Genomic DNA, 16,538 nt, shown 5'->3' on the forward strand with positions numbered 1-16,538 from the left:
CATCGTTCGTTTATCGCCACCCGGCATGCTCTTCCCATGACGATCCGCCGCGTCGGGGGGCAGGCGGGTCGCCGATGAGGGCCACTGCCCCTGAGTACTAGGGTGATCGGCCCCGGAGATTCGCCCGGCTGTCCACGGGGGAACGGCTGGGCGGATCTCCCCCATCTCGGACATCACACGCAGGAGTTGACGAGCATGACCGACCCGATCAAGCAGGACCCGATCATCACCACCAAGGACATGCACGCCACCTCCGAGCCGGCGGTCGACGCGATCACCGGCAAGATCACGGGTGGCCGTGACGAGTCCGTCGTCACCAAGGACATGCACGCCACGTCCGAGCCGGCCATCGACGCGATCACCGAGAAGATCACGGGCGGCCACGACGCGTCCATCGCCACCAAGGACATGCACGCCACGTCCGAGCCGGCCAAGTAGACCATTCCCGACGGGGAGAGGCCGCGGCGGCGACTTCGGGGGAGCCGCCGGGGCCGACGAGGGAGGTCCGGTCGACGGGGGAGCACACGGGCTTGGGGGACACCTGGCGGAACCAGGGGGGATCCGTCCGGGCAGGACCCGTGCGCAACGCGATCGGACCACCGCAGAAGAGGGGCCGGGCAGCTGCCCGGCCCCTCTTCTGCGTGTGTGCGGTGCCCGGCGCGCCGGGCACGCCGCGGTGTCAGCGCGCGTAGGACCCGAGGCCGATCAGGCAGTAGACGTACTGGCTGACGACCGCGCCGTTCATCGTGTAGCGGTGCGAGAAGGCGTACTGGGTCTTGGGGTTGGCGTTGCAGCGGTTCATGTCCGAGGTGAACGGGAACGTCTGGATCACCTTGTAGTGCGCGTCGGACGCCGAGCACGGGACCTCGTCGACGCCGCTCACCGACTGCGCGGTCGTCGAGTCCGGGAGCGAGCCGTTGAGGCAGGTGCCCTTCTCGTACGGGTCGGGTTCCTCCTCCGTCGGGGTGGTGCCGGCGGTGGGGGTGCCGTCCACGTCGAAGGTGGGCGGGGGCGGGTAGGAGAACGTCGGGATCGGGCCGGGGCCCGTCGAGCCCGCCCGGTCGTCCTCGTCGTCGTTCAGGAGGTACGAGCCCACGACGATCGCGCCGAGCACGGCGAGCGGGATCAGGCAGCCGAGGACGCCGCCCTTCTTCTGTCCGCCCGCGACGGTGATGCGCAGGTACACGATGCCCTCGCCCAGCCGTGCGGCGACGAGTTCGCCGTGGCGGCAGGGGCGGACGCCGAGGTGGGCGGGGCCGGTCGGCAGCGTGACGGTGATGACCACGCCCTGGGCCGCCTGCTGCGGGGTCAGGGTGAGGGGGATCTCGGAAGGCGCTGGCGAGGACACGGGCTGCTCCAGGGGAGGGGGACTGCGGTTCGCCGAGGACTGCCCGTATGACGTGTACACGGCTGCGGATGGTTGCACTCCCTTCGGGGGCGGGCACCCTCAGGCCGCGCCGGCGCACCGCGCCCTCAGCTCCCCCTTCACCACCTTCCCGCTCGCGTTCCTCGGCAGCTCCGTCACGAACTCGACCTCCCTCGGCACCTTGAAGTTCGCCATCTCCCGCCGCGACCAGGCGATCAGGTCGTCCGCCGTGACCCGCGCGCCCGGCCGCCGGACCGCGAACGCCTTGCCCACCTCCCCCAGCCTCGGGTCCGGGACGCCGATCACGGCGACGTCCGCGATGTCCGGGTGGAGGCCGAGGAGCTGCTCGATCTCGGCCGGGTAGGCGTTGAACCCGCCCACGATGAACATGTCCTTGAGCCGGTCGGTGATGCGCAGGTTGCCCTCCTCGTCGAGGACGCCGATGTCCCCGGTGTGGAGCCAGCCGTCCTCGTCGATCGCCGCCGCCGTCTCCGCCTCGTCCTCGAAGTAGCCGGTCATCACATGGTGGCCGCGGACCAGGACCTCGCCCGTCGGCGAGACGCGGACCTCGGTGCCGGGGATCGCGCGGCCCGACGTGGTGGCCACCGTCTCGGCCGGGTCCTCGCGGCGGCACATGGTGACGATGCCGCTCGCCTCGGAGAGGCCGTACGCGGTGAGGACCGTGCCGACGCCCAGTTCGGAGCGGAGGCGCTCGACCAGGCGGAGGGGGACGACCGCGGCGCCCGTGACGACGAGGCGGAGGGTGGAGAGTCCGTGGGCCCCGCGGGCCGGGTGGTCCAGGAGGGACTGGTGGAGGGTGGGCGGGCCGGGGAGGACGGTGATGCGTTCGGCGGCGATGTTGGCGAGGACCGTGTCGACCGTGAAGACCGACTGCGGGACGATCACCGCGCCCCGCATCAGGCAGGCGAGGATCCCGGCCTTGTAGCCGAAGGTGTGGAAGAAGGGGTTGACCACGAGGTAGCGGTCGCCCTCGCGCAGGCCCGCCAGCTCGGACCAGACCGCGTAGCAGCGCAGGCTCTGGGCGTGGCTGATGACGGCGCCCTTGGGGCGGCCGGTGGTGCCGGAGGTGTAGATGATGTCCGAGGGTGCCGCGGGGTCGATGGCGGCGGTCCGCTCGTGGACCCTGGCCGCCGGGACGGTGTCGCCCGCCGCCAGGAACTCCTTCCAGGTCGTCCACTCCTCGGGTGCGCTGTCGCCGAGGACCACGACCTTCTCCAGGTCGGGGAGCGCGACCCCGGAGCGGCGCAGGGAGGCCACGTACGAGGTGCCGAGGAAGGTGCCGGTGACGAAGAGCAGCCGGGCGCGGCAGCGCTGGAGGACGTACGCCGCCTCGGTGCCCTTGAAGCGGGTGTTCAGCGGGACGAGGACGGCGCCGGCGGTGACGGCGCCGAGGGCGGAGACGATCCAGTCGAGGGTGTTGGGGGCCCAGATCGCGACCCGGTCCCCCACGTGTATGCCGGTGGCGAGACAGGCGGCCGCGGCCCGTTCGACGCGTTCGCCGAGTTCGGCGTAGCTGACGCGGTTGCGGCCGTCGACGACGGCCTCCCGCGCGCCGTACCGCTCGGCGGCCGCCCGTACGAGACCGGGGATCGTGCCCCACTCCAGGTCGCCGCGCATGTCCATACCCAACCTCCTGTAGCTGACTATCCGTCAGATTAGTTGTAGCCTGACGCGCTGTCAGCAGTGCTGCCCCATGAGGAGGTTCGGTGCTCAAGGACGCCACGGCCATCGTCGGCATAGGTCAGACCGCCTTCGCGAAACAGCTCCCCGAGTCGGAGAGGACACTCGCCTGCCGGGCGATCCTCGCCGCCCTCGACGACGCCGGCATCGAACCCTCCGAGGTCGACGGCTTCGCCTCGTACACGATGGAGGAGACCGACGAGGTCGAGGTCGCCAAGGCCATCGGCGCGGGCGACGTCACCTTCTTCTCCAAGGTCGGCTACGGGGGCGGCGGTTCCTGCGCCACCGTCGGCCATCTCGCCGCCGCCGTAGCCACCGGGCAGGCGAGCGTCGGCGTCGCCTGGCGGTCCCGGAAGCGGGGCAGCGGCCCCCGCCCCTGGAAGAACACCGCCGTGCAGCTGCCCACCCCCGGCCAGTGGACCCGCCCCTTCGGCCTGCTCCGGCCCGCCGACGAGATCGGCATGCTCGCCCGCCGCTACATGCACGAGTACGGCGCCACCCGCGACCACCTCTTCAACGTGGCCCTGGCCTGCCGCAACCGCGCCAACCAGAACCCCGCCGCGATCATGTACGAACGCCCCCTGACCCGCGAGATGTACATGACCTCCCGCTGGATCAGCGAACCCCTCTGCCTCTTCGACAACTGCCTGGAGACCGACGGCGCGCTGGCCTGCGTCATCGTCTCAGCCGAGCGGGCCCGCGACTGCCGCCGGAAGCCCGTGTACGTCCACTCCGCCGCCCAGGGCCTGCCCGCCCAGCACCACGGCATGGTCAACTACTGGAACGACGACCCGCTCTCGGGACCCGCCTGGACCGCCGCCCGCCATCTGTGGAAGCAGGCCGACTTCGGCCCCCAGGACGTCGACGTCGCCCAGATCTACGACGCCTTCACCCCGCTCGTCCCGCTCTCCCTGGAGGGCTACGGCTTCTGCGGCCGCGGCGAGGGCGGCGCCTTCACCGAGGGCGGCGCGCTGGAGATCGGCGGCCGGCTGCCCGTCAACACCGGCGGCGGCGGACTCAGCGAGGCGTACGTCCACGGCTTCAACCTCATCAACGAGGGCGTGAAGCAACTCCGCGGCACCTCCACCGCCCAAGTGCCCGACGCCGCCACCTGCCTCGTCACGGCGGGCGAGGGCGTCCCCACCTCCGCCATCCTGCTGCGCGCCTGAGGAGCTGATCCGCATGCTGACCCCCGTCACCGACGAGGACGGCGCCCCCTTCTGGGAGTACGCCGCCCAGGGCGAACTGCGCGTCCAGAGCTGCGCCGACTGCGGCGAGCTGCGCTTCCCGCCCCGCCCCTGCTGCCCGCACTGCCAGTCGTTCGCGAGCGAGTGGCGCCCGATGTCCGGCCGCGGCCGGATCTGGTCGTACGTGCTCCCCCACCCGCCCCTGCTGCCCGAGTACGCCGCCCAGGCCCCGTACAACGCGGTGATCGTCGAACTCGCCGACGCCCCCCGCATCCGCCTCGTCGGCAACGTCGTCGCCACCCCGGACGCACCCCTGAACTCGGTCGACCCCAGCCGGCTCCGGATCGGCGCCCCGGTGCGGGTGGCCTTCGCCGAGATCGACGGCGTCGTCGTCCCCCGCTGGCTCCTGGAGCGCGGATGAGCACCCCCGGCATCACGGTCGAGCGGGACAAGGAGACCGGGGTCGCCGTCGTCACCCTCGACCGGCCGGAGAAGCACAACGCCCTCACCCTGGAGATGGCCCGCGCCCTCGGCGCCGTCTGGCGGGGCTTCCGGTACGAGGACGAGATCCGCGCGATCGTCGTCACCGGGGCGGGCGGGCGGGCCTTCTGCACCGGCATCGACCGGGCCGCCGCCGGGAACGTGCCGCAGCCCTCGTCCCCGTACGCGATCGACGACCCGCTCCTGGCGATCGGACCCAAGGCGAACGACCTGTGGAAGCCGGTCGTCTCCGCCGTCGAGGGGATGGCCTGCGGCGGGGCCTTCTACCTGCTCGGCGAGTCGGAGTTCCTGGTCGCGGGCGAGGACGCCGCCTTCTTCGACCCGCACACCACCTACGGCATGGTCAGCGCCTTCGAGACCGTCCTCATGACGCAGCGGATGCCGTACGGGGAGATCGCCCGGATGGCCCTGATGGGCAGCGCCGAACGGATCTCGGCCCGGCGCGCGTACGAGACGGGCCTCGTCTCCGAGCTGACCCCGCCCGGCGGCGCGCTGGCCGCAGCCCGCGAGGCCGCCGCGGTCATCGCGGGCCACCCCACGGAGGCGGTGCAGGGCACGGTCCGGGCGCTGTGGTCGGTGAAGGAGGCCGCCAGGGCCCAGGCGCTGGCCCACGCGCCGCACCTGGTCGCGCTGGGCAACCTGACGGCCGACCGTCAGGCGGAGCTGTTCGAGAGGCGGAGGGGCGGTCACCGCCTCAGGTGACCCGCGGAGGGGACGCGCCTAGTCCACCCGTACGTCGTACACCCAGCAGTTCTTCACCTGGTCGACGGCCTTCGGGTTCTTCATCGCGACCTCGAACTTCTTCGTCTTCCCGCCCTCGACGGTGACGAGGGCCTCGGCCGAGTCCACCGCCGAGCCCGTGGAGCCCTTGAACTCCAGGGTCACCCGGAACGTCTCGGTGTCCCAGCTCTTCGAGGTGATCTCCAGGGTCGCCGTCGTATCCGCCCGACGGGCCGGCCGGCCCTTCCGCTTCTTCTGCGCGGGCTTCACGCAGTCCACGACCACGACCTCGGCCGTCGCACGGGAGGCGGTCGGGGTGGGCGCCGTCGTCTGCGTGCCCGAGCCGCCCGAGCCGCTGTAGTCGTCGTTGCTCTTCTCGTCGCTGGAGCAGCCGCCGCCCGAGTCGTCGTCGTCCGAGTGGCCGCGGCTCTTGCTCTTGCCGCTCTTGCCGCTGCCCCCACCGCTGCTGCTGCCGTGGCCGGTGTGGAAACCGGTCAGCGCCAGCACCACCACCGCCAGTGTCGCCGCGAGCTTCAGGCGTGTGCGTACCATCGCCGCTCCCCCGTCTTCCTGTCGTGTCCGCGCCACTGTAGCGGCGCCCCGCGGCCGCGTGGCGGGCCCCCCGCACCGGGCGTAGCGTCGGGAGCGAGAGCCGGACCGTCAAGGAGGGCGCATCGATGATCCGCAACGTCGCCGGCTCGGTCCTGGCTCTCGCCGGAGCGACGGCCGCCGTCTGGAGCCCCTTCCGTGCCTGGTACGACGGCCGTCACGGACGTGACTACGCGATCGACGAGCTGTTCACCGGCATCACCGACGCCAAGGGCGAGCTGCTCGGCTCGATGCTCGCGCCGTTCCTCTTCGCCGCCTTCCTGACCCTCCTCGGAGTGGTGCTGCGCTCCCGGCTGCTCGTCGCGTTCGCCGGGATCGTCGTCCTCGGCTTCACCGTGCTGTGGATGGTGCGGGTGGGGCAGGCGGAGGGCAGCCTCACGATCGGCGGCGACGGTACGGGGCTCGGCGACGGGGTCGCGAACGCCTTCGGCGGCGGGATCCTGCTGCTGCTCGGCGCGCTGGTCATGTCGGGCAGGTCCCGCCCGCCGCACCACGTGGACCGGGCGCCGCGGCCCACCCACCCCACGCTCGACGGCCCGCCCCCGGACGACACGTACCTCCCGGAGGAGCCGGGCGCCCACCCGCAGGCCTCGGCGCCGTACGCGGCGACCCGGCCGTACGAGGTGCCGGTCCGGGACGACGCGCCGTTCAGGGACGACGTGCCCGCCCGGGACCCGGAGCGGGAGCGGGGACGGGGAGACCCGCCTCCTCAGCGCTGAGGCGCTGCGGGGCGGGTCCCTGTCCTGTCCGTGCGCCGGAGTCGGCCGGCTACCGCCCGGCGGCCCCCCGGCCGGTGGCCGTGCCCTTGACCGCGTCGAGCGCGTACACGCAGCGGTCCTTGCTGCAGGCGTACACGACCCCGTTCCTGACCACCGGCGAGCCGGTGATCTCGCCGCCGGTCGCGAGCTTCCAGCGGAGCTGCCCGCCGGTCGCGTCCAGGGTGTAGAGGACGTGGTCGGCGGAGCCGAAGTGGACCCGGCCGTCGGCGACCACGGGCGAGCCGACGAGTTCGCCGCCCGCCGCGAACCGCCACCGGGGCGTGCCGGTGACCGCGTCGAGCGTGTAGAGCGCGCTGCCGCTGCCGACGTGGATGTTGCCGTCGGCGACGAGGACCGGCTCGGTCGACTGGCGCGGCTCGGTCGCGATCCGCCACCGGTCCTGGCCGGTGGTGGCGTCGAGGGCGTACACCGTGCCGAGGTGGTCGGAGAGGTACACCCCGCCGCCGGTCACCGCCGGGCCCGGGGCGAACGCGGGCGGGGAGGTGAAGACGGCCGGCGCCTCGAAGTGCCAGCGGACGTGGCCCGCGGCGACGTCGATCGACAGGACCCGGGTCCCGGCGGAGACGTACACGCAGCCGTCCTCGGCCGGGGCCACGCGGACGGGCACGTTGGCGCAGGAGGCGGCGTCGCCGATCGGGTACGACCAGCGCTCCGCCCCGGTGCGGGCGTCGAGTGCCTGGAGCCGGGCGTCCCGCCACACGTACACGGTGTCGCCGTGCACGGCGGGCCCCGCCTCCGGGGTCTCGAAGTCCGTCTGGGCGCCGGTGATCTCCCACAGCTTGGCGCCGTTGGAGGCCTCCCAGGCCTGTACGCCGCCGCCCCGGGTGCCGGTGACGACGGTGCCCCGGTCGACCTGGAGCGAGTACACCCAGGCGTCCGTCCGCAGCCGCCAGCGCTCGGCGCCGTCGGTCGCGTCGAGGGCGTAGAGCGTGGGCCCGTCGGAGGCGTGGATACGGCCCGCGGCGACGGCCATGGACCAGGCCACGTCCCGGGTCTTGAACTGGCGCCGGCCGCTGCCGGTGTCCAGGGCGTGTACCTCGAAAGAGGTCACGTACAACAGGTCGCCGTCCACGACCGGGGTACCCCAGACGTCGTTCGACATCCGGAAGCGCCACGGCCGCCAGGGGCCGGGCTCGGCCGGAGCGGTCTGGTCGGAGCCCTGCGGGGGCACGTTGACCGGGCGGGAGCCGGGCGGCGGGCCGGGCTCCCCCGGGTACGAGCCGGCGTGCGAAGCGTGGTCCGCGCCGTGCGGGCCGCCGCCGGGCGGGCGGATCCAGCCGGTCGCCGGGCCCGCGTCGGCGCCCCGGCCGACGGCGAGCGCCGCACGCGTGTCGGCGACCCGGGGGCCGGGGCCGATCGGGACGGTCGCGCCGGCGAGGCGCACGGGGCCGCCCGAGCTCTCGGCGGGCCCGGCGTGGCGGCCGCCGGCGAGGGGCCCGGGCTCGGCGTGCCGGGCGCCGCCCCCGACGGGCGCGGGCTCCGGGAAGCGCGGGTCCCCGCCCCGCTCGGCGGGACCCCGGGGCGGGCGCGGCGGCATCGGCGGCGCGGTCGGCGCCGGAGCCGGGCGGCCGCCGCGGCGGGTCTCGATCATGTCGGTGGCGCTGCGCGGCAGCCAGGCCGAGGCCGTGCCGCTGTCGTCGCTGCCGGGACCGAAGAGATGCGGGGCCAGCTGGGCCTGGAGGTCGGCCGGGGTGGGCCGGCGGCTGACGTCCATCTGCATGCAGGAGTCGATGAGGGGCCGCAGCTCGTCGGGCAGGCCCGCCAGGTCGGGGCCCTCGCGCAGCAGCATGAAGACGGTCTCGACCGGGTTGGCGCCGTGGAACGGCGCGTGGCCGGTGGCCGCGAAGACCAGCATCGAGCCCAGCGAGAAGACATCGCTCGCGCCGGTGACGCTGCGCGAGTCGCGGGCCTGCTCGGGGGACATGTAGGCCGGGGTGCCGACCGCGACGTTGGTCATGGTCAGGCGCGTGTTGGAGACGCCCGACGCGATGCCGAAGTCGATCACCCGGGGGCCGTCCTCGACGACGAGGACGTTGGAGGGCTTGAGGTCGCGGTGGACCAGGCCCGCGCCGTGGATGGACTGCAGGGCCTCGGCGACGCCGGCGGCCAGCCAGCGCACGGCCTGGGCCGGGAGCGGTCCGCACTCGTTCACTATTTCCTCGAGCGAGGGCGCGGGGACGTACGCGGTCGCCAGCCAGGGCACGGCGGCCCGCGGGTCGGCGTCCACGACGGCGGCCGTGTAGAAGCCGGAGACCGCCCGCGCGGCCTCCACCTCACGGGTGAAGCGGACCCGGAACAGCTGGTCCTCAGCGAGCTCCGTGCGCACGGTCTTGATCGCCACGCGCCGGCCCGAGGCCGAGCGCGCGAGATAGACCAGGCCCATTCCGCCCGCGCCGAGCCGGCCCAGCACCTCGAAGGGCCCGATACGTCTCGGGTCGTGCTGCGTCAGCTGTTCCACTTGCCTGCCACCTCCCCGTACGGGCCATGAGGGTACGGCCCCGTGGCCCTGATTCTTCCTGTCCGAGGGCCCGGTTGCGAACCCGGGGGCGGATCGGGGTGTCTCAGGTCATAGCGAACGCATCCGGAAGGGAGGCCTCACCTCGTGCCGGACGGCTCCGAGAGGACCGCGAAGCGCGCGCCCTGGTTGTCGTGGAGGACGGCGATGCGGCCGTGCGGGGTGTCGAAGGCGGGGGTGGCGACCCGGCCGCCGAGCCGGACGGTGGTCTCGCAGGCCTCGTCGCAGTCGGGGACGGCGAAGTAGACGAGGACGTGTCCCGGCATCTCGGCGGGGAAGGCCTCGCTGATCACGGCGCGTCCGCCGAAGGCGCTGTCGTCGCCGGTCCGGGAGCCGGGGGGCGACCAGACGCGGTAGTCGAAGCCGGCGTCCCTGCCCTCCTCGTCGGCGTCGGCCTGGCGGCCGAGGTAGCCGAAGACGGTGGCGTAGAAGGTGTCGACGGCCTCGGGGCGGCGCGTGTACACCTCCATCCAGCAGAAGGCGCCCGGCTCGTTGATCACCTCGAAGCCGTCGTCGTCGCCGGACTGGCGGAGGCCGAAGACGGCGCCGCCGGGGTCGGCGGCGAGCGCGAGGACGCCGAAGGGGCCGACGGGGTAGGGCTCCATCACCATCTGGCCGCCGGCGGCCTTGATCCGGGCGGCGAGGGTGCCGGCGTTCTCGGTGGCGAGGTAGACGGTCCAGGTGGTGGGCATGCGGCCGTCGCGCTTGGGGAGCAGGCCGGCGGCACGGCGTCCGTCGAGGAGTGCCTCGTCGCGGTCGGGGTCGAAGGTCCAGCCGAAGAGCTCGCCGTAGAAGCGCTTGCCCGCTTCGAGGTCGGGGAGCTGCGCGTCCACCCAGCAGGGGGTGCCCTCAGTGCGTACGGCCATGTCCACACGCTAGGTCGGCGGGAGGCGTCCCGCAGCGTCCGCCACCGACCGGACATACGAACAAAGTGGCGATTTATCGCCCTGGAACCCTTGGGGCGCTTGAGTTGTCCACCGAAGTTGTCCACAGGCTGTTCATAAGCCTATTCGGGTACGGGAATCCCCCGGTCCGGTCGCGAGGATCCCGCCGGCCGGCCGCCCGCCGCCCGCCCGGCCGTCACGAGTGGCGCGATCACGCCCCTCCCCCGCGCTGCCGCGCCCGGGGAGACACGCGTGCCGACCTCGGAGAACACGGTTGGCACAGGGGCGCACCCCATTTGCAGTCGGCCGAATCGCGCGCCGACACCCCCTCGGTAAGCTGACGGCATGACAGGACAAGTACGCACCGTCGACGGCCGCGTGGCCGGACGACGCGGCCAGGCGACGCGGCAGAAGCTGCTCGACTGCCTCGGTGAGATGCTCAGCTCCTCGCCCTACCGGGACGTCAAGGTCATCGATGTGGCCCGGAAGGCGGGTACTTCACCCGCGACGTTCTATCAGTACTTCCCGGACGTCGAGGGGGCGGTTCTCGAGATCGCGGAGGAAATGGCCAAGGAGGGAGCCGGGTTGACCGAGCTCGTCTCCGGCCGTTCCTGGGTCGGCAAGGCCGGCTGGCAGACCTCGGAGGAACTCGTCGAAGGCTTCCTGGACTTCTGGCGGAAGCACGACGCCATCCTCCGGGTCGTGGACCTCGGCGCCGCGGAGGGCGACAAGCGGTTCTACAAGATCCGCATGAAGATCCTGAACTCGGTCACCAACTCCCTCACGGACGCAGTGAAGGAGCTCCAGGCCAAGGGCAAGGTCGACAAGGAGGTCAGCCCCGCCGCCATGGCCGGCTCGCTCGTGGCCATGCTGGCCGCGGTCGCCGGACACCAGAAGGGCTTCACGACCTGGGGCGTGAAGCAGGCCGAACTCAAGCCCAACCTCGCCCTGTTGGTGCATCTGGGCATCACCGGCAAGAAGCCGACCCGATAGCTCCGACCCCCTCCTCCACCCGTCCTGTCGTCGACGCCGACGGCGGCCCGCCCCCACGGACCGCCGTCGGCGTCGCCGTGTCCGGGCGGGCTTCCCGCCGGTCGGCGCGGGCCGCGGCCGGCGGCGACCTGGCCCCGCCTCGGCGCCTCAGCGCCTCAGCGCCTCAGTGCCTCAGCGCCTGCTCAGCCGGAACAGCCTGATCTCGCGCTCGATCCGCGCCTGGTACGTGGCGTACGGCGGCCAGAACACGAGCGCCGCCCGCCACGCCTCCGCGCGCTCCTCCCCCGCGAGCAGCCGCGCCCGCACGGGGATGTCCTCACCCTTCCAGTTCACCTCGACGTCCGGATGGGCGAGCAGGTTCGCCGTCCAGGACGGGTGTCCGGGGCGGCCGAAGTTGGAGCCGACGAGCAGCCAGCCGCCGTCCGGCTCCGGCATGCAGGCGAGCGGGGTGACCCGGGGCAGCCCGCTCCTCGCACCCCGGGCGGTGAGCACCACGCCGGGCAGCATCCGGGCGCTGAGCAGCACCTTTCCCCTGGTCAGCCGGTGCACGGCCTTGTCCATGGCGGGCACGACGTGCGGGCCGATCCGGGCGAAGGTCCTGGTCGAGGACATCTTCTGCATCAGTGTGCGTCCGACGGGCATCACGCCGCCACCTCTCCGAAGAGTCCGGTCCGTTCCGCCGCGCGGGCGCGCAGCCTCCGTACGGGCCCGAAGAGCAGCTCGTCGGAGGCGGCCCGCCGGAAGAAGAGCTGCGCCTCGTGCTCCCAGGCGGAGCCGGTGCCGCCGGGGAGCTGGACGGACTCGCCCGCGGTGGCGCGGAGCGCCTCCAGGGCGTGGGCGAGGGCGAGCGGCCCGCTGTCGGGGCCGGGTCCGGGTTCCCTGGCCGCGCAGGAGGTGAGCGAACCGGCGGCCTCGACCTGGACGTACAGCTCGGCGAGGCGGTGCCTGGCCGCCTGGAGGGAGCCGGCGGGCCGGCCGGACCCCTCCCGCGCGCCGACGTGGGCGACGCTCCGGTCGAGGGCCTCCCGGGCCGCGCCGACGGCCTCCGCGGCCAGCATGACGGCGGCGGCCCGGCCGGTGGCGGCGAGCACGCCGAGGACGTCGGCCGGTTCCTCGCCGAGGAGTTCGGCCCCGGTGTCCCTGAACTGGACGGTGGCCTGCGACCGGGTGGCGTCCAGGGCGGCCTGCCGGGTGCGGACCAGCCCGGCCGTCTCCGCCGCCTCCGGCCGGACGAGGAAGAGCAGGGTGCGGCTGCGGGCGAAACCTCCGGCGTGGGCGGCGACGAGCAGCAGTCCGGCGCTGTGCCCGTCGAGGACCTGGGCGGCCTCGCCGTACAGCCGCCAGCCCCCGTCGACGGCGCGGGCCTGGACGCCGCCCGCGCGTCCGCCGCCGGACCAGCCCTCGGCGGTGTTGTCGCCGGTGAGGCCGAGGGCGAGCGCCAGCGAGCCGCCGGGGACGGCGAGGGCGCAGGTCAGGCTGCCGTCCGCGAGCCTGGGGAGGAGTGCGGCGCGCTGCTCGCGGGTGCCGAGGGCGGCGAGGAGCGGGGCGGCGAGGACACCGGTCGCGAGGAGCGGGGAGGGGGCGAGGGCGCGGCCGGCCTCTTCGCAGGCGAGGGCGAGTTCGGCGGGTCCGCGGCCCGCTCCGCCGTACTCCTCGGGGAGGGCGAGCCCGGCGGCACCGGGGGTGGCGGACATGCTGGCCCACAGGTCGGGGTCGTAGCCCTGGGGGGTGGTGGTGGCCGCGCGGTTCTCCCGCGGTCCGGCCCGTTCGGCGAGCAGGTCGCGCAGGGTGCGGCGGATCCGCTGCTGCTCCTCGGTGAGCGGGACGACGAGCGAGGCGTCCATGAGGCTCCCTCCGTTTCTGACGGTGCGTCATGCTAGGCCCGCGCCGGGCCGGTTGCCAGAGTCGCGCCGGTTCCGTTCGCACAGATCTGATGTACCGTCAGATTCATGCCGACCACCGTGCCGCCCACCGCGCAGCCCGCCGGCCCGACCACCGCGCCGACCGCCGGCCCGCCCCTCGCGCAGCCCGCCGCGCCCGCCGCCGCGCCGGCCACCACCGGAGCCGCCGCCCGCGGCGGGCGCCCCCGCCGTGTCGCCGTCGCGGGCGTCGCCCTCGCCGACTGCGGCCGGGTCGACGAGGCCACCCCCTACGCCCTGCACGCCCAGGCCGCCCGGCGCGCGCTGGCGGACAGCGGCCTGGACCGTTCGCTGATCGACGGCCTCGCCTCGGCGGGCCTCGGCACCCTCGCCCCGGTCGAGGTCGCCGAGTACCTGGGACTCCGGCCCCGCTGGGTGGACTCGACCGCCGTCGGCGGCGCCACCTGGGAGGTCATGGCCGCGCACGCCGCCGACGCGATCGCCGCGGGCCACGCGAACGCGGTCCTCCTCGTATACGGCTCCACCGCCCGCGCCGACATCCGCGCCCGGCGCCGCACCGCGAACCTCTCGTTCGGCGCGCGCGGCCCGCTCCAGTTCGAGGTGCCGTACGGGCACACGCTGATCGCCAAGTACGCGATGGCCGCCCGCCGCCACATGCACGAGTACGGGACGACCCTGGAGCAGCTCGCCGAGGTGGCCGTACGGGCGCGGGCGAACGCGGCGCTCAACCCGGAGGCGATGTTCCGCGACCCGATCACCGTGGACGACGTGCTGGCCGGACCGATGATCGCGGACCCGTTCACCAAACTGCACTGCTGCCTGCGCTCCGACGGCGGCTGCGCGGTGCTCCTGGTCGCGGAGGAGTACGTCCAGGACTGCCGCAAGGCCCCGGTGTGGGTGCTCGGCACGGGCGAGCACGTCTCGCACACCACGATGTCGGAGTGGGAGGACTTCACGGTCTCCCCGGCGGCGGTCAGCGGCCGGCTCGCCTTCGAGCGGGCGGGCGTGACCCCGGCGGACGTGGACCTCGCCGAGGTCTACGACGCCTTCACCTACATGACCCTGGTGACCCTGGAGGACCTGGGCTTCTGCGCGAAGGGCGAGGGAGGGGCGTTCGTCCAGGAGAAGGACCGGCTGCCGGTGAACACGGACGGCGGCGGGCTCTCGGCCTGCCATCCGGGGATGCGGGGGCTGTTCCTGCTGGTCGAGGCGGTGCGGCAGCTGCGCGGGGAGGCGCCGGGGCTCCAGGTGCGGCGGCCGGACGGAAGCCTGCCGGAGGTGGCGGTGGCGTCGGGCACGGGGGGCTGGTTCTGCTCGTCGGGGACGGTGGTCCTGGGCCGCTCGTGAGCCGCGGCCAGGAATCTATACAAGCGTCATAGACAAGCGTTTAGGACATCCGTATAGTCATGTCCGCGGGCAAGGGAACGGCCCGCCGCCACCGACAAGGAGTCCTGCCGTGAACAGCACCGCGCACAGCACCCCGAACACCGCCGCCCCCACCGCGGCGAAGACCGTCCTCATCTCGGGCGCCTCGGTCGCCGGCCCCGCCCTCGCCCTCTGGCTGCACCGCTACGGCTTCACCCCCACCGTCGTCGAGCGCGCCCCCGAACTCCGCTCCGGCGGCTACAAGGTGGACATCCGCGGCACCGCGATCGAGGTCTGCCGCCGGATGGGGATCCTCGACGAGATCCGCGCCCGCTCCACGGACATGCGCGGCGGCTCCTACGTCGACGACCGCGGCCGCACCATCGGCGAACTGCCCGCCGACGTCTTCGGCGGACGCGTCGAGGACGACGACGAGATCATGCGCGGCGAACTGGCCCGCATCCTCCACGAGCGGACCCGCGACGACGTCGAGTACCTCTTCGGCGACTCGATCGCCACCCTCGACGAGGACCCCGACGGCGTCACCGTCACCTTCGAGAGCGGCACCGTCCGCCGCTTCGACCTGGTGGTCGGCGCCGACGGACTGCACTCCCACACCCGGCGCCTGGTCTTCGGCGAGGAGAAGCGGTTCAAGCGCCACCTCGGCGCGTACGTCTCCATCTTCACCGCCCCCAACCACCTGGGCCTCGACCGCTGGGAGACGTACCACGCGCTGCCCGGGAAGCTGGTCTGCGTCTACAGCTCGGCCGGCGAGACCGACGCGAAGAACCTCTTCATCTTCTCCTCGCCCGAGGAACTCCCGTACCACCACCGGGACATCACCGCCCAGCGGCGCCACCTCACCGAGGCCTTCACCGGCGACGGATGGGAGATCCCCCGGCTCCTCGGCCACGCCGCCGACGCCGACGACCTCTACTTCGACTCCCTCTCCCTGATCGAGATGGACCGCTGGTCGAAGGGGCGCGTCGTCCTCCTCGGCGACGCCGCCCACTGCTCCTCCCCCGCCTCCGGCCAGGGCACCGGACTCGCCCTCACCGGCGCGTACGTCCTGGCGGGCGAACTGGCCCGGGCCGGCGGCGACCACCGCGTCGCCTTCGCGCGCTACGAGGCGCACATGCGGCCCGGAGTGGAGCGGAACCAGAGGATGGCCGAGGGCTTCGTCAAGGAGATGACCGTCGGCTCCCGGTGGAAGATCGCGCTGCGCATGTTCATGGTGCGCACGCTGCCGAGGACCCCGTGGAAGAACCTCATCGCCCGGAAGATCCGCGACGAGATCCAGGCGGCGGCGAACGCGGTCCCGCTGGTGGACTACCGGACGCCGCTCACGAGCAGCGTACCCGCCCCGCGCTCTACCGTGGCCTCATGACCGACTTCCACCACGCCCTGCGCTCCCTGAAGGTCTGGGACACCGAGCTGCCCGCCTTCGACCCGGCGGGCACCCCGCCCGAGCCGCTCCCCCTCTTCCACGACTGGTTCACGGCGGCGGTCGCGGCCGGCCAGACCGAGCCGCACACCCTCTCCCTGGCCACCGTCGACGAGGACGGCAGGCCCGACGTCCGCACGGTGATGCTGCACGACGCCGACGCGCGCGGCTGGCACTTCGCCACCCACGCCACCAGCGCCAAGGGCCGCCAGCTCGCCGCCCGCCCCGAGGCCGCCCTCGGCTTCTACTGGCCGGCCCAGGGCCGCCAGGTCCGGATCCGGGGCCATGTCACCACCGGGACGCCGGAGGAGGCGTACGAGGACCTCCACGCCCGCTCCACCGGCGCCCTCGCCGCGGCCCTGGTGGGCCGGCAGAGCGAGCTCCTCGACTCCCCCGAGACCCTCGCGGAGGCGAGCTCCGAGGCGTGGCGCCGGGCCGAGGCGGAGCCGGACGCCCCCGCCCCCACCTGGACGCTCTACCTCGTCGAGCCGGCCGAGGTCGAGTTCTTCCAGGGCGACGCGCGACGCCGCCACCTCCGGCTCCGCTACCGGCGCACGGACGAGGGCTGGACCCGCGAACTCCTCTGGCCCTGAC

16 protein-coding genes are annotated in these 16,538 nt (G+C 73.6%); 9 read left to right on the forward strand and 7 right to left on the reverse strand.

All coding sequences use genetic code 11. From position 1 onward, the window contains the following. Positions 1-195 precede the first annotated feature (195 nt). The gene (locus tag AMK27_RS32320; RefSeq protein WP_073916291.1) at positions 196-438 is read left to right on the forward strand and encodes a hypothetical protein; all 243 of its coding nucleotides are present in this window, start codon (positions 196-198) and stop codon (positions 436-438) included. Positions 439-679: 241 nt separating this feature from the next. Here AMK27_RS32320 and AMK27_RS32325 read toward each other — a convergent pair whose 3' ends face one another. Together AMK27_RS32325 and AMK27_RS32330 are read right to left on the reverse strand one after the other, a co-directional pair. Further along, a complete protein-coding gene (locus AMK27_RS32325) occupies positions 680-1,348 on the reverse strand; it encodes an LppU/SCO3897 family protein (RefSeq protein WP_073916293.1) in 669 nt (222 codons plus the stop codon). A 99-nt stretch (positions 1,349-1,447) separates the two neighbouring features. Then, positions 1,448-3,004, reverse strand: coding sequence for a FadD3 family acyl-CoA ligase (locus tag AMK27_RS32330; protein WP_073916620.1), 1,557 nt, complete (start codon positions 3,002-3,004; stop codon positions 1,448-1,450). 89 nt (positions 3,005-3,093) lie between these two features. On the opposite strand from AMK27_RS32330, the gene AMK27_RS32335 reads away from it, so the two are divergent. The 3 genes from AMK27_RS32335 to AMK27_RS32345 are packed head-to-tail and all read left to right on the forward strand — an operon-like array spanning position 3,094 to position 5,457. After that, on the forward strand, positions 3,094-4,236 hold the full coding sequence (locus AMK27_RS32335; RefSeq protein ID WP_073916296.1) for a lipid-transfer protein: 1,143 nt from the start codon (positions 3,094-3,096) through the stop codon (positions 4,234-4,236). A gap of 13 nt (positions 4,237-4,249) precedes the next feature. Further along, complete coding sequence (locus tag AMK27_RS32340; protein ID WP_073916297.1) at positions 4,250-4,675, forward strand: Zn-ribbon domain-containing OB-fold protein; 426 nt, start codon at positions 4,250-4,252, stop codon at positions 4,673-4,675. Beyond that, positions 4,672-5,457, forward strand: a complete 786-nt coding sequence (locus tag AMK27_RS32345; RefSeq protein WP_073916298.1) for an enoyl-CoA hydratase/isomerase family protein — start codon at positions 4,672-4,674, stop codon at positions 5,455-5,457. Before AMK27_RS32340 ends, AMK27_RS32345 begins: the two co-directional genes overlap by 4 nt. Before the next feature lie 18 nt (positions 5,458-5,475). On the opposite strand, the gene AMK27_RS32350 is transcribed toward AMK27_RS32345, so the two are convergent. Then, the gene (locus AMK27_RS32350; protein ID WP_073916301.1) at positions 5,476-6,027 is read right to left on the reverse strand and encodes a hypothetical protein; all 552 of its coding nucleotides are present in this window, start codon (positions 6,025-6,027) and stop codon (positions 5,476-5,478) included. A gap of 125 nt (positions 6,028-6,152) precedes the next feature. Here AMK27_RS32350 and AMK27_RS32355 point away from each other — a divergent pair, with 125 nt between their 5' ends. Then, complete coding sequence (locus tag AMK27_RS32355) at positions 6,153-6,803, forward strand: hypothetical protein (RefSeq protein ID WP_073916303.1); 651 nt, start codon at positions 6,153-6,155, stop codon at positions 6,801-6,803. 49 nt (positions 6,804-6,852) lie between these two features. Here AMK27_RS32355 and AMK27_RS32360 read toward each other — a convergent pair whose 3' ends face one another. Together AMK27_RS32360 and AMK27_RS32365 are read right to left on the reverse strand one after the other, a co-directional pair. Then, the gene (locus AMK27_RS32360) at positions 6,853-9,321 is read right to left on the reverse strand and encodes an outer membrane protein assembly factor BamB family protein (RefSeq protein WP_073916305.1); all 2,469 of its coding nucleotides are present in this window, start codon (positions 9,319-9,321) and stop codon (positions 6,853-6,855) included. 137 nt (positions 9,322-9,458) lie between these two features. Beyond that, on the reverse strand, positions 9,459-10,244 hold the full coding sequence (locus tag AMK27_RS32365; RefSeq protein ID WP_073916622.1) for a VOC family protein: 786 nt from the start codon (positions 10,242-10,244) through the stop codon (positions 9,459-9,461). A 363-nt stretch (positions 10,245-10,607) separates the two neighbouring features. On the opposite strand from AMK27_RS32365, the gene AMK27_RS32370 reads away from it, so the two are divergent. After that, on the forward strand, positions 10,608-11,255 hold the full coding sequence (locus AMK27_RS32370) for a TetR family transcriptional regulator (RefSeq protein WP_030315615.1): 648 nt from the start codon (positions 10,608-10,610) through the stop codon (positions 11,253-11,255). A gap of 171 nt (positions 11,256-11,426) precedes the next feature. On the opposite strand, the gene AMK27_RS32375 is transcribed toward AMK27_RS32370, so the two are convergent. Together AMK27_RS32375 and AMK27_RS32380 are read right to left on the reverse strand one after the other, a co-directional pair. Beyond that, entirely contained in the window at positions 11,427-11,897 is a 471-nt protein-coding gene (locus AMK27_RS32375; protein ID WP_073916307.1) for a nitroreductase family deazaflavin-dependent oxidoreductase, read from the reverse strand. Next, on the reverse strand, positions 11,897-13,099 hold the full coding sequence (locus AMK27_RS32380) for an acyl-CoA dehydrogenase family protein (protein ID WP_073916309.1): 1,203 nt from the start codon (positions 13,097-13,099) through the stop codon (positions 11,897-11,899). Before AMK27_RS32380 ends, AMK27_RS32375 begins: the two co-directional genes overlap by 1 nt. A gap of 105 nt (positions 13,100-13,204) precedes the next feature. Between AMK27_RS32380 and AMK27_RS32385 the strand changes: the two genes are divergently transcribed. The 3 genes from AMK27_RS32385 (at position 13,205) to AMK27_RS32395 (ending at position 16,537) form a co-directional block, all read left to right on the forward strand. After that, complete coding sequence (locus tag AMK27_RS32385; protein ID WP_073916311.1) at positions 13,205-14,482, forward strand: thiolase C-terminal domain-containing protein; 1,278 nt, start codon at positions 13,205-13,207, stop codon at positions 14,480-14,482. Between the two features lie 109 nt (positions 14,483-14,591). Next, positions 14,592-15,887, forward strand: a complete 1,296-nt coding sequence (locus AMK27_RS32390) for an FAD-dependent monooxygenase (RefSeq protein WP_073916313.1) — start codon at positions 14,592-14,594, stop codon at positions 15,885-15,887. After that, positions 15,884-16,537 carry a pyridoxine/pyridoxamine 5'-phosphate oxidase gene (locus tag AMK27_RS32395; RefSeq protein WP_073916315.1) on the forward strand — a complete coding sequence of 218 codons (654 nt, stop codon included), beginning with the start codon at positions 15,884-15,886 and terminating at the stop codon, positions 16,535-16,537. Before AMK27_RS32390 ends, AMK27_RS32395 begins: the two co-directional genes overlap by 4 nt. Position 16,538 lies beyond the last annotated feature (1 nt).

Source organism: Streptomyces sp. CB02009 (genome assembly GCF_001905825.1).
Taxonomy (GTDB): domain Bacteria; phylum Actinomycetota; class Actinomycetes; order Streptomycetales; family Streptomycetaceae; genus Streptomyces.